The sequence below is a fragment of the Stieleria marina genome (assembly GCA_007741555.1).
In the GTDB taxonomy this organism is placed as follows: Bacteria; Planctomycetota; Planctomycetia; order Pirellulales; family Pirellulaceae; genus K23-9.
On record CP036526.1, the window covers coordinates 6817398 to 6830523 of the forward strand.

At 53.9% G+C, this 13126-nt stretch carries 9 protein-coding genes; 3 read left to right on the forward strand and 6 right to left on the reverse strand.

All coding sequences use genetic code 11. The features are described from left to right. Nucleotides 1-19 precede the first annotated feature (19 nt). From K239x_RS24175 to K239x_RS24190, 4 genes are all read right to left on the reverse strand, one after another. Entirely contained in the window at nt 20-1444 is a 1425-nt protein-coding gene (locus tag K239x_RS24175) for a TlpA family protein disulfide reductase (protein ID WP_145420897.1), read from the reverse strand. Nucleotides 1445-1523: 79 nt separating this feature from the next. Then, on the reverse strand, nt 1524-3878 hold the full coding sequence (locus tag K239x_RS24180; protein WP_145420898.1) for an ABC transporter permease subunit: 2355 nt from the start codon (nt 3876-3878) through the stop codon (nt 1524-1526). Beyond that, a complete protein-coding gene (locus tag K239x_RS24185) occupies nt 3878-4966 on the reverse strand; it encodes an ABC transporter ATP-binding protein (protein ID WP_419189345.1) in 1089 nt (362 codons plus the stop codon). Before K239x_RS24185 ends, K239x_RS24180 begins: the two co-directional genes overlap by 1 nt. A gap of 88 nt (nt 4967-5054) precedes the next feature. Beyond that, nucleotides 5055-6065, reverse strand: coding sequence for an endonuclease/exonuclease/phosphatase family protein (locus K239x_RS24190; protein WP_145420900.1), 1011 nt, complete (start codon nt 6063-6065; stop codon nt 5055-5057). Between the two features lie 329 nt (nt 6066-6394). Here K239x_RS24190 and K239x_RS24195 point away from each other — a divergent pair, with 329 nt between their 5' ends. Genes K239x_RS24195 through K239x_RS24205 form a run of 3 tightly spaced genes read left to right on the forward strand, consistent with a single transcriptional unit; the run spans nt 6395 to nt 10702 of the window. Beyond that, on the forward strand, nt 6395-7162 hold the full coding sequence (locus K239x_RS24195; RefSeq protein ID WP_145420901.1) for an ATP-binding cassette domain-containing protein: 768 nt from the start codon (nt 6395-6397) through the stop codon (nt 7160-7162). Next, nucleotides 7162-9273, forward strand: coding sequence for an ABC transporter permease subunit/CPBP intramembrane protease (locus tag K239x_RS24200; protein WP_419189346.1), 2112 nt, complete (start codon nt 7162-7164; stop codon nt 9271-9273). Before K239x_RS24195 ends, K239x_RS24200 begins: the two co-directional genes overlap by 1 nt. Before the next feature lie 4 nt (nt 9274-9277). Further along, nucleotides 9278-10702 carry a sulfatase gene (locus K239x_RS24205; RefSeq protein ID WP_145420902.1) on the forward strand — a complete coding sequence of 475 codons (1425 nt, stop codon included), beginning with the start codon at nt 9278-9280 and terminating at the stop codon, nt 10700-10702. Nucleotides 10703-10756: 54 nt separating this feature from the next. Here K239x_RS24205 and K239x_RS24210 read toward each other — a convergent pair whose 3' ends face one another. Both K239x_RS24210 and K239x_RS24215 read right to left on the reverse strand, forming a co-directional pair. Further along, nucleotides 10757-11533 carry a hypothetical protein gene (locus tag K239x_RS24210; protein ID WP_419189347.1) on the reverse strand — a complete coding sequence of 259 codons (777 nt, stop codon included), beginning with the start codon at nt 11531-11533 and terminating at the stop codon, nt 10757-10759. A 64-nt stretch (nt 11534-11597) separates the two neighbouring features. Then, nucleotides 11598-12989, reverse strand: coding sequence for a dicarboxylate/amino acid:cation symporter (locus tag K239x_RS24215; RefSeq protein ID WP_145420903.1), 1392 nt, complete (start codon nt 12987-12989; stop codon nt 11598-11600). Between the last annotated feature and the right edge of the window lie 137 nt (nt 12990-13126).

A 13126-nucleotide genomic window follows, 5' to 3' on the forward strand; every position in this document is an offset into this window, starting at 1 on the left:
CGACGTCAAGCTGACATTTCTACGAACCCAGCAGCTCTTCGATTTTCTTCTGAATCGCTGCCGCCGTTTCTTTGCCAGCACCTGTCTTGATCAGTTGGACGACGCCCTCCTTGTCGATCAGCACCACGTGCGGGATACCACGCACGCCATACTGGCCGTTCATTCCGCTACCCTCGGGAGTGACGATCACGGGGTGCTCCAATTTGTGATGCTCTAGAAAACGAGCGATCGTTTGACGTTCGTCGGCCGCCGAAACGTCTTTGCGTGAACGTGACGCTCGGTTTTTTTCTTCATCCCACTCAAAGTTGTAGTACGTCGTCACGCCGACGATCTCAAAATCCTCATCGCCGAACTCTTCGCGCCATTTGCGCAGATGCGGAAACGTCGCGATGCAAGGTCCGCACCACATCGCCCAAAAATCCAACAACACCACCTTGCCATCCAGATCTTCTCGCTGCATATCGATCGTGTTGACCCAGCCATCAATGTCCCAGTCGGGAGCCGGTTTTCCAACCAGTGATTCCTTGGGTTTGGCTGACGACATTTGCATCTTGTACAGTTCAATGCGTTTCAGCGTGGCGCGAACCGCCGCGTTCTTGTTGGCAAACGGCTCAAGCGTACTCAGGGCAGTATCGATAAGCTCTTTCGTTTTATCGGGATCTTCTTGGCTCCAGCGAGTGATCTTCAACAGTTGCGTTTCCGCATAGCTTGATTGCAACGGCAGCGAATCTGGGTACTTCTGGATTGCCGCTGCGACCAATGCTTCGAGTTCCTTTTTGGATTGGTCAAACCACAATTCGTTGTCTTCGCCTTCGTCCGTCAGTGCACGGAACATTGCGACATAAGCCTGCATTGATTCTTCGGTAGCATCGCTCGTCGCGTTCGTTTTCGCCAGCTTTGCGACGTGTTCTTCGACCAGATCCTTTGCTTCTTTGTCTTTACCGTCGTCCGCAAGCAGTCGAGCCTTCAGCACCGCAAGCTGCGAAACCGGCAACAAGTTCGCATCAAACTTTGTCAATCGAATGTAAGCAAGCTCAATCGCTTCGTTCAGACTGGCCGTGTTGCCAGACTCCTCGGCGACCTCCTGCATGCTCTGAATCGTCATCCAAGCTCCGTACTGGTTTCGCGCATCTTGTGCATGCTGGAGCTGAAACTCCAAGAGTTTCGCAAACTGTTCATTGGCAGCTTTGAAATTACCTTCGGAAGCCAACCGAGACGCCAAGCTTTGACGCAGCACATTCAGATCTTCCGATTCCGGGTCGACCTCAATTTTACTTTCTAAATAGATTGTCGCTGCAATTAGATCGTCCGCCATTTTGTCCCGTAGCTCGTCATGCAGTCGACGAAATTCCGCCAAACTGTTCTTTTCTTGAGCCGTCGTTCCGAGCGAAAAAAGAACAGCAAATAACGCAGCGCACAGCAGAGCCTTGGAGCAATTTTGCATATCAAAGACAATCAACCGAGAAAGAAAGAGTTGGCAGTGACGATGACTTGATCATAACACGTTGCACTGCTCAGCAGGTTCAAAAGTCGCGTCGTGCAAAGTACAGGCAACTGATCGACAGCATCACAATCACGAATCCCGCACAGCTCAAGACCGGACGCAGGATTTTGAAACGGATGCGGTCGCCGTCGTCGGCACTGTTCTGACCAATGGTGACCGATGACTTTCCGCCTACAAGTGCGGCTACCGTCTGGCCCAGTTCACCCGTCTGTGGCGTCAATGTCCGCAGTGGTGTTATCACCCAACGATCCACAAAACGCCAACCAGAAAGACTAGGACGAATCTTTCGCTGAACCTGAAAACTCTGGCTGTCCACAAAATCAATGCGATCGGTATCGTGAGCGATCATCAATTCGTCCGTTTCTCGATCCAGCGAGACTGATTCCACGTCGTCATATTGCAACGAGTAGTCCAGCGCAGCAGTGCCTGCGGCCGTGCTTACCAAACAAGACGATCCACTACTGTAGACAATCATGAACCTTTCGCCGTCGGCAAGCCCGATCGCTGAATGCACCGATCCGTCGCTCGAAAGTTCAATCCCACTCAACTCTCTGAGTGATTCGGCATCGAGAATTTTGATTGACTCTTCTTCGCGGGCGACCAGCAGTTTCGATCCACTGATTGCAATCACCGCTCCTTTGGATGCTTCGCCGTCCAGCTCACGTTTTGCAGTCGCCAACCAAATCGGTTGATCAGCGTCCCGCGATTTTTCCAATCGAGTGATCCGCCCCAGCGAATAAAGAATCATCCACTGTGCATCGTCCGACACGGCGACCCGTACCGGCTGAACAATCGTCACTCCTGCTGGCAGAATCGACTGAAAATCAGACGTCGCACCGCCGCGTTTGCGAATCAACTCCGTCAACCAATTGCCCGGCGCAGCACTCTCTGAATCGTTCTTTGCTTTGGCCTTGGTACCTGAAGTGCTTTTCGTTTCATCGCTACTCCACGCCAGCACCGAATCCCAGTCGGCGGCCATCAGTCCACCTGTGTTCATCGCGATCAACGACTCGCCCGGCACGGCAAAAATCCGCCGCGTTGCGATGGGAAGTCTCATCGCGGGCTCGGGTTCCCAGTCCGTACCGCGTTCGAGCAACTGAAGGTCCAGCGATCCGCTGCCGTAGGGATTGAAACGACCTCCCTTGATGCGTGCGGTCGCGACGGTGTCGTCACTTAGCTTCGTTAGCGGCAACACCAGATCGCCCTGCCGTTGGTCTGGTTCGGAAAGGGGGCTCCAGACGTTCTCCGTTTTGTCAAAGCGCTGCACCACACCACCGCGAGTCGTCGATAACACTTCATCGCCGGCCAAAACCATACTGCGAATAGCAGCCGGCTGAGAGACGAATGCGTCAAAGTAGCCGCCGATCGCACCGACGACCAAAACAAACGCACCGAACATGCACGTGATACCGATCGCCAAGATCGGTGTTCGCCATCGCAGCCCCGCAAAAAACGAAACGCTGTAAAACACCGAAAAAAGGAACACCGCCACGGGAATGCACCAGAGCAAGCGGACATTCCAGATGTCCAGCCGGAGCCCTGCAATCAGCCAAAGTCCGACCACCAGCTGGCAGACGCATAGAAACACGAATGCGCATCCACCCAGGAATTTGCTCAGCAGCAACAACGATCGGCTAACAGGTTTGCTTAACAACAAATGCAGTGAACCCGGCTGCAACATGTCGGGAACAATCGACGCGGTGACCAAAATGCCTAAGAAGATCAACGCGAATCCCAGCAGCCAATTCATCAACAACGGTAGGACGAATTGGTTCGTCACCATGTCAAATTGTTCTTTGCCAAACGGTAAAGGAGCTGGAAAATCAAAGCCCGCGTAGGTCAGCAGGATCGAACGCGATGCACGCGCCTGAAACACCCCTGGCAGCGCCGCTTCGATCCGCAGACGTGAACGTCGCTTCTTCATCACCTCGGAAAGTTCGTCGTCAGACTTCGCATCCAAATCACGTAGTTCACGAAGTCTGGCAGTCGCTTTCCACGCGTCATCATCGTGCCAATCCTGGCGATCCATGACTTCGTTTAGCCCGTCGGCCAGCGCGTTGGTTCGGATCCGAACCTCCTCCCCCTTGGCAACCCGCTTCAGCTGCCGCTGAAGATCTTCGGGCAGTGCGGCCGACACGCGGCCCAGCGCGGTGCTTTCTTGTTGCGGGTCGGCCAGTCCCTGTGCCAACATCGCTTTGAGCTGAGTGCCGTTATCAAAATCCCATCGCCGAAATTCCGTCGTCAGGTCTTCTCGGTAACCGATCGGTGCAAGTGCCCCCAGCAAAATCCAAATTGCGATGAATGCGATCCATAGCACTCGCGACGAAAGGGCAGCGTGAAACGAATCCAAGATCACGGCGAGGTAAGGACGCATTAGGCTGAAATCTCGTCAGTTACTTGGCTATCGGTTGCGTGGCCAGAAGATGTCGCGATTGGCTCGGCTTCTACTGCGCTGGGTTGATTCACCAGTCGCATAAACGTCTCTTCCAACGATGCCTGTTTTGTTTCCAGATGCAGGATCGAAAAGTTCGCGGCCCGGAGCCGATCAACCAGTCGATCGGTGGCAGCCTGGTCGCTTAAACCAACATTCATGGTCCACTCATTCGCGGACGGCCGCTGATCGACCGAAACCAACTCAACCGACTCATCCGCTGGATCACTGGTCGCCGGATCAACTACCGGATGATTGGCCACTACCGAACGCACCGATTCGATTGACTGGGTTTCGCTGTGCGCGATCCGCAAAAACACCGGACTGGCTTGACCAGACTTTGCAAGTTCGGCGATCGGACCGATGGCTTTGATTTCGCCCAGTGCCATGATTGCGACACGGGTGCAAACCAATTCGACCTCTTGCAAAATATGACTGTTCAGAAAAATCGTCTTCCCCGAATCGCTCAAACGCTGGATCACATTTCGAACTTCATTGCGTCCGACCGGGTCCAAACCATCGGTGGGTTCATCCAAGACCAGCAAGCTAGGGTCATGCATCAATGCCTGGGCCAGTCCCAGTCGCTGATACATGCCTTTGCTAAAACGGCGAACTGATTCCTTGTCACGCCCACGCAGTCCCACCAATTCCAAAAGCTCGTCACTTCGCCGATTGATTTCACTGGGCCCCATGCGGCTCATGCGGCCGTAATACCGCAGTGCCGAACGCGCGGTATGGTGACGATCTACTCGAAGTGATTCAGGCAGGTAGCCGACCTTTTGGCGGGCCTGCGTGCTGCCAGCGGGCAGACCAAAAAGCGATGCGCCGCCGCCACTCGGTCGAACGACTCCCAAGAGTGTTTTGATCAAAGTAGTCTTGCCTGCGCCGTTGGGGCCCAGCAATCCAAACACTTCTCCGGCATGCGCCTGCAGCGAAACACCTCGCAGAGCATGCACTTCACGCCGCCGTCCCCAAGACCAACTGCGGTACACCTTTCGCAAATCGCGAACATCAACAATGGCGTTAGGCACCGCGAACTCGTGGGGTACAAGGATCAGTGTTTAGAAGATCTTTCGTCGCAAAACAACGCAAATGAGTCTCCGATTAGACCGTCGCAGATTAGGGCGATTCGTCGCGCGGAGCAAGAGAGCGTTCACCAAATCGAATATCGGCAATAACAGGTCGGTGATCAGACAACGCAATGGGTTTGACCCAATAGTCGTCAACGATCCAGTTGCTCGGAACAAGAATCCAATCAATCACACGATCGGGCTTATCAGCGGGAAACGTCAAGAAGGCGTCCGACTGATTGCTGGGCGGCCGACGAAAAACACGTGACTCGTCAACTGCCGAAATCGTATTCTGTTGGTCATCGCTCAGCTGCGAAAAACGACACGACGGCGGAGCCGCATTAAAATCACCCGCCAATACGAATGGCGAATCGCCAGTCTGAGCGAGTTTGACTAATTGCGTGATCGATTCCACGCGTACGTGTTCGCTACGTGGTGAAAGGTGAACGGCGACGAGATGGAATTTCGATTGGTCAGCGAGCTGGATCTCACAATCCAACGCGCGCTTCTTTCCTGCCAAAACCGTCTCCCATATGGCATCCCCAGGGAGGTCAACGAGTGTTGCTTGAGAGATTGGTTGCTTCGACAGAACGGCGTTCCCGAATTTCCAAGTCCAGCCCAGCACGCGAAAATCAAAATTGCTTTGCTTCGCAATGTACTTATAGCCAGATCGATTGGCTACGTAGCGTGCTTGGTCAACATGATGGCTCCAACTGGCATCAAAATCGACTTCATTGAGCACGACGACGTCCGCGCGCAGTCTCCTCAACTCAGCAGCGATCGCGTCCAGCCGATGTATCCGCTGCTGACGAGTTTCCCCGGTCCAATTGGAAGTGCTCAAGCCACGACCATGAGCGATGTTGAACGTCGCAATTCGCAACGACGTCGTGTTTTCACGTGCATCCCAAGGCGATTGCTCGGCCAAGCATTCAATTTCGACCAGACGCGTCATACTGACGACACGACTGTACACGTAGGACGTCAAAATTAGGACGATCCCAACCGACGCGATGCGTTGCAGCCAACGTACTGTCAATTGGCGGTGGATACGGCGAATCATAGCGATAGAAAATGTGAAGCAAAAATCGAATCCGGAGGTCAATGCATCGCCCTCGCTGAGCTTGCATTACGTGAGTTTCTTTTGCAGGAGAGCCCGCCAGAAACCTTCGCCTTCGCACGAATCGGCGAAAAGCCTCCGCTATTATTGGTTGCCGCACACAATTGATTCACAAACCGACATACCGATGCCATGAACCATCCTTTCACTCTTCGCGTAGCAACGTGACTCGCAGTAAACTGAGTATGAATCGTGGCAACGGCGGGCCCGCTTCGCTTCCTTAACCAATACACTGTTGCCATCCAAGTTCGTGTTCGCCACCGTGGTCCGCAATGCTAAAAGTTAGTTCGCTCAGCAAAACCTTCGCCTTAGAACAGGGTGAGATCCGCGCGGTCGACGACCTTTCTTTTCAGATCGATCCGGGGGAAGTGTTCGGACTGCTCGGTCCTAATGGTGCTGGCAAAACGACAACCATGCGGATGGTGCTCGGCTTGCTGGAACCAGACACCGGTTACGCAGAAGTCGACGGAGTGAGGACAGCCGACGACCCGATCGAAGCCAAGTCCCGACTGGGATTCGTTTCGGCTAGCGATGGTGTCTATCCCTGGCTCAGCGTTCGTGAAATGCTGATTTATTTTGCCGATTTGTACGCCGTGGATTTAACGTTGGCGCAGCAGCGAATCGAAGAACTGTCTGCGATGATGCAGATCCAACCGCTGTTGGATCGACGCGCGGGAACACTGAGCACCGGGCAACGGCAACGCGTCACGCTGGTGCGTGGACTGATCCATGATCCGCCAGTCATGCTGTTGGACGAACCGACGCGTGGCCTGGATGTCGTGGGGGTGCAGACGATTTTTGACTACATCGATCACCTTCGCCAACTTGGCAAAGCGGTTGTTGTTTGCACGCATCGACTGGACGAAGCAGAACGGCTTTGCGATCGATTTGGACTGCTGCATCAAGGACGCCAGAAACATAGTGGGACGATGGAAGAACTGCGTTCAGAAACCGGGCGACAACACTTGGTCGATATCTTTGTTGACTTGCTTCGCGACGAACGCTCGAGTGATTTGCTTCAAAAACAGGAATCCATTTAGTGTCAAGCTTGGGTCTGAATGGCCGACTGATTCGACTGTGTCAAAAAGAGCTGAAAGAAACGCTTCGTGATCGACGCACGATCGTGACGCTTTTGCTGATGCCGTTGTTGGTGTATCCATTGCTAAGTATGGCGTTGAACCGCTTCTTGCTTTCGTCGGCTGCCGCGGATTCGTCCGCAACGATCGTCTACAAAGTCGGCATCGAATCCGAACAAGAAGGCCTTCTGCTCAGCAAATGGTTGGAAGACCCTCGCAGCCAACCTCCCGAGGTGATCTCAAAAGCCAGTGGGGGCGCGGTCGCTAAGTTTGAGTATTTCAATGTGGCTCCCGAGACAGCCGAAGAGGCACTGTTCAATAACGGCGTTGACGTTTCGGCAAAGATCACCGCTGAGAAACCTCCCACCGTCACATTCATTGCGTTCAATGGCGACGGCACTAGCCAGATGTGCCAACGGGTTCTGTCAGAACGCATGCACTGGCTGCGAATGCGTTTAGCCGAAGAAGCCGCCGCTGCCTCGAATAGTGGATACGTGCGACCAGCCGATGTCGACGTCACGGACGTCGGCGAACCGCAGGACACGACGCTGCTGGCAACGATCGTGCCATTGGTCCTGGTGCTGATGACTATCACCGGAGCGGTCTACCCCGCCATCGACTTGACTGCCGGCGAACGCGAACGCGGCACCATGGAATCGCTAATGGCGTCCCCCGTGCCGCGGTTTTACGTGCTGTTTGCAAAGTACACCGCAGTGGTCATCGTCGCGATGCTGACAGCAATCGCCAATCTGCTGGCAATGTTCACGACGCTCTGGGCGGGAGGGTTGCTACCACTGTTGACCGGCAGCGAAGGATTCCCATGGATGTCAGTGCTGCACATTCTGGGGCTTCTGGTTCTGTTCAGCGGCTTTTTTTCTGCGGTCTTGTTGTCATTGACCAGCTTCGCAAAATCTTTCAAAGAAGCGCAAGCGTACTTGATTCCCGTGATGCTTCTTTCGCTCACGCCAGGCATGCTGTCGCTGATGCCAGGAGTCAAATTGTCCGGCCCCATGGCGATCGCGCCCTTGGTGAACATCGTTATTCTTGCGAGAGATTTACTCAGTGACGGCGCAGACCCTGCCGCGGCATTTGCGGCGATCATTAGCACCGTGGTCTACGCGGCAGCAGCGCTGACAATCGCTGCGAAACTATTCGGCAGCGACGCCGTTACGCGCACAAGCGAACAATCGATTAGCTCGCTGTTTCGTCGCCCCAAAGCAGAATCCGCTGTCCCGAGCATCCAATCGGCATCGCTCATGTTGGCGCTGTTGGTCCCCATCTACTTTGTCGTTTCCAACGGTTTGATTCGCACCATGCAGTCGTTAAGCGAATCGCTTTCGCTCTCGAATCAATTGTCGCTCAATGCGGTCGCGTTGATCGCCACGTTTGGACTGGTGCCCTTGGTCGCTACCTTTCTGGGCCGAAACCGATACCGATCGACCTATAGGCTGCGTCCCTTTACCTGGGTAGCGATGTTCGGCGCGTTTTTAATCGGATGCGGCGCATGGGTGCTTGCCCACGAATCGTTTGTAATTGCCAATGCGATGGGAATTGGTGGTCTGGATGAATCTCGCATCGAACAGGCCCTAAAGACGCTCGATGCATTCACCCAGGTTAATCCGCTGGTTTTGGTTGCCACGATGGCGCTGACGCCAGCGATCATCGAAGAACTTTGTTTTCGCGGCTTTTTGTTTTCGGCCCTGTCAAAAGTGCTCACGCCCACCAAAGTCATTGTCATCACCTCCGTGATCTTTGGATTGTTTCACGTGCTAACTGGAAACGCACTGCTAATCGAACGCTTTATCCCAACCACACTGATGGGACTGATTCTCGGTTGGATTGCTTATCGCAGCGGTAGCGTCGTCCCTGGAATGGTCCTCCACTTCACCCATAACGCGTTGCTGGAATCAGTCGCTCACTACCACAAGGAACTCACGTTCCTGGGCGAACAAATCGACGGCACAGAATCGCACATTCCGATTTGGATTCTACTACCATGTTTGTTCACCGCGGTCGTGGGTGCATCCATTTTTGTCATGGCGACTCGCAACAAACCAAACCAACTTCCTACCTGAATCTATGTTCCGCAATGCACTTTGGATTGTCGTCTTCACTTGCCTCGGGTACTCAACCAGTGTCCATGGGCAAGGACCCAACGTCGTCCTGATTTGTGTCGATGATTTGCGTCCCGAGCTAAATTGCTTTGGCAAAGACTACATCCATTCGCCGAATATCGATGCCTTGGCCGAACGCGGAATGCGGTTTCGTCGGCACTTCGTTCAGGCGCCAACTTGCGGTGCTTCGCGGTATGCGATGTTGACGGGACTCTATGGCCCAGCAGGGAACCACGCCCTGTTTGACAGAGCCAAACGACTTGATCGTGACGCCGTGGATGTGCCACCGAGCATGCCAAAATGGTTCCGCAACAATGGCTACACAACGGTCAGCGTCGGCAAAGTTTCGCATCATCCCGGCGGACGCGGTGGCCCCGACTGGGACGACAGTGCGATTCCGGAAATGCCGGGCGACTGGGATCGCCATCTGCTCCCGGCAGGACCTTGGCAGCATCCACGCGGAGCGATGCACGGATTGGCCAACGGTGAGATTCGCAAGAACGCCAAGAACATGGATCTGTTTCAATCCACCGAAGGAGACGACTCCATTTATCCCGACGGATTGATTGTCGAAGAATCGCTCAGCCAACTGGACCGTCTTGCGGCTTCGTCGGATACGAAACCGTTTTTCTTGGCGGTCGGAATCATTCGACCTCATTTACCGTTTGGAGCACCCGCAAAATACATGCAGCATTACCGCGATGCAGAACTTCCAACGACGCCCCACCCGGAGAAGCCTGCGGGAAAAACAACTTGGCATGGTTCGGGCGAGTTCATGAAATACAACCGTTGGGGAAAGACCCCAAACACCGATCACGAGTTTGCTCTGGAAGTACGTCGTCATTATGCAGCGTGCGTCTCATACGCCGACGCGCAAGTAGGCCGTGTCACGCAGCGTCTGGCAAAGCACGGGCTAACAGAAAACACGATCATCGTGCTTTGGGGTGATCACGGTTGGCACTTGGGTGAACACGCAATTTGGGGAAAGCATGCGTTGTTCGAAGAATCGCTTCATTCGCCAATGATTATTTCCTATCCAGGCATGCCGCAGGCTGGCAAATCGACCGACGCCATGGTCGAGACGCTCGATCTGTTTCCGACGCTTTGCGATCTTGCCAACTTGCCGGCGCCCGAATATGTCGATGGACAATCGCTGCAGCCAATCCTTGAATCACCCAACGAAACTGGGCATCCAGCAGTCGCCTACACTTCAAAAGCAAAAACGATCCGTACGGACAAGTACCGACTGATCGTTCATCGCGGTGGAGAAACCGAGCTTTACAATCACGAATCTCCCGACGGGGAAACGAGCAACATCGCGGCCGCCAACCAAACCATTGTTTCAACTCTCAAGAAGCAGTTGAACGCTCGGTTGCAAGTTGCAAAATGATCGCCTGCCGTCTTTGTCGGAGCTGACAGATTTTGATGAAGGCAAATGATTAAACTATGCCGGCATTTCGCTAGTCGCGACGACAACGCCGCCCTCATCACAACTTTGAGCGCGACGTTGACTGCGGGCAGCGGACCAAATTAGCCAAGCCGTCAAAAGCAACGCGGCGATAGCACTCTGAGGAGTCCAGCAAAGAAAAATTGCGAGGAGAACTCGGTCAAAATCGATTCGCAAATTCAGCCCAACTCCGATGGCCGCGGCGATCAATCCCAGTGTGGTCGGAATGATAACCCAGACACGCGTTTGCCAAGAAAGTCTCCCGGGAATCATCGCAATCGCCACCAAAACGAGCGGCCCTAGCACATAAATCGCGATTAGCGTTTCGCGGTGTGCGGCAAACCGAGTCGCCAGCATTGCGATAACCGCTACCAAGGTTGTCGCGATCATCATTCCCCACAGTGAAAACTGAAACGGACGTTTCTGTGTTGGCTGTGATTCGTTGAGGTAGATCGACAACAGACTATTCAATCGGCGAGTGCAACACGCAACAACGCCACCAGCCAAAATACCAACGGCGATCGCTGCAAGTACATTCAGGCCGAGAACCGGATAGTCCACGTAGAAGCCGCCGTAAGCATTTCCGCCTTCCCACATCAGCCAAGGAAACCCAATCGATTCGTTCGAATCGGACCGAACGCCAGCCAAGCTGTTCCACTTTGCGGATCGAATGAAATACGAAGCCGCATTGAACGCTGCCATCAACATCACACCTGCAGCAAAGCCTCGCAAAAACCACTGCCGTGATGAATCGCCCGATGGTATTTGAGTCACGTTTACTCCTGCAGAGGTTGAAAAGAACGGTCTATCCCTCAGTACGCAGTTGATGCGAGACAGTTCACGCCAGCGAAGTTGGCTCCGCTTGAAGCGATGGCTGGTCAGGCGGAAGCGTTTTTTCGACCACGGCTGCGCCGACACTGTCTCCAAACGTGTTGACGGCGGTGCGGAAACGATCGAGCAGCCAATCCACCGTAAGAATCAATCCCACGTATTCTACCGGCAGCCCGACTGCATTGAGCACGATCAACATCGTGACCAGACCGGCTTCGGGGATGCCGGCTGCACCGATCGCAGCCAGTGTTGCCGTCACGGCGATGGTGACTTGCTGAAAGAAATCCAAATCGATTCCGATTGCCTGTGCGATAAAGATCGCCGCCGCTGCCTCATACAACGCGGTCCCGTCCATATTAATCGTCGCCCCCAACGGAATCACAAACTCGCTGGATCGCTTGGAGATGCCTGCTTGCTCAGTGCATTCCATCGTGACTGGCAAAGTCGCAGAGGAGCTGGCGGTGGAAAAAGCCGTTAGCAGTGCCTGTGACATCGCCATCATGTAGCGATAGGGATTTTCACGACGAACGATCCAGTAGATCAAAGGCAACACAATCAACGCATGTATGCCAAGACCGAGCACGACGGTGCCAAAGTACCAGCCAATTTGCGATAGTTCTTCCAGAAATTTGCCCTCGGATTGGGCTTTTCCAAAACGCGCGGCGACCAAACAGAAAATTCCCAACGGAGCAACATTCATCAGCAACATCACGAATCGCATCAGGGCGTTGTTCGCCTGTTGAATCAGTTGCGTGATGCTGCTTACTTCGTCGTGCATCGTTGTCAGCATCGCCCCAAAAATGATCGCAAAGACAATGATCGGCAGCAGTTGCGTTTCAGCGGCAGCAACAAAAAGATTGTCGGTGACTAGCATCAACAACAGATTTTTGAAGATCGTTCCAACACTGGGCGTTTCCGACTCACCGCTCGGCAGGTCGCCAAACACGCTGGTCACTTCGTCTTTGGTTAGCCCTGACAGTTCCATCAGCGACTCGGTCATTCTCTCTTTGGGTGCCCCAACAACAATGCCCGAGTATTGCTCCAAGACTGACGGATCAACCGTGCCGACTCCTGGCTTGATAACGTTTACAACCACTAGGCCAATGAGCACTGCCAAGATCGTTGTACAAAGGTAGTACCCAATCGCGGCCGCCCCCGGCTTGCCAAGTTTACGAACGTCACCGAGCCCCAAGATCCCGCTCAAGACGGAAGTAAACACAAGCGGCACCACAATCATTTTAAGTAGCCGCAGAAAGAGTTCTCCGCCGACTTCGACGGACTCCGCGACATGAGGTGCCGCCAGTGCCAAAGCGATAGCCCCGACGATCGCAGCACAAATAAAGTACGTTAGCAGCGAACTGTGCGGCTTGGAGACATCGGAGCTTGACGAATTGGACATGGCGATTCAGGCACTGGGTTAGATTGGTTGTCCTAACTAATCTACCGGTTTGCTGATGCAAATTGATCCGTGAGATCCGAAAATCAACGTTGCCAATCCGGTCGACGCTAAACACAATCAAAACATCCTCTCCTTCG

What these genes read in the sequence shown, in the direction of transcription:
- K239x_RS24190 (WP_145420900.1), bottom strand. Translation starts at nt 6,065, where the DNA reads ATGATTCGCCGTATCCACCGCCAATTGACAGTACGTTGGCTGCAACGC.
- K239x_RS24180 (WP_145420898.1), bottom strand. Translation starts at nt 3,878, where the DNA reads ATGCGTCCTTACCTCGCCGTGATCTTGGATTCGTTTCACGCTGCCCTT.
- K239x_RS24215 (WP_145420903.1), bottom strand. Translation starts at nt 12,989, where the DNA reads ATGTCCAATTCGTCAAGCTCCGATGTCTCCAAGCCGCACAGTTCGCTG.
- K239x_RS24175 (WP_145420897.1), bottom strand. Translation starts at nt 1,444, where the DNA reads ATGCAAAATTGCTCCAAGGCTCTGCTGTGCGCTGCGTTATTTGCTGTT.
- K239x_RS24205 (WP_145420902.1), top strand. Translation starts at nt 9,278, where the DNA reads ATGTTCCGCAATGCACTTTGGATTGTCGTCTTCACTTGCCTCGGGTAC.
- K239x_RS24195 (WP_145420901.1), top strand. Translation starts at nt 6,395, where the DNA reads ATGCTAAAAGTTAGTTCGCTCAGCAAAACCTTCGCCTTAGAACAGGGT.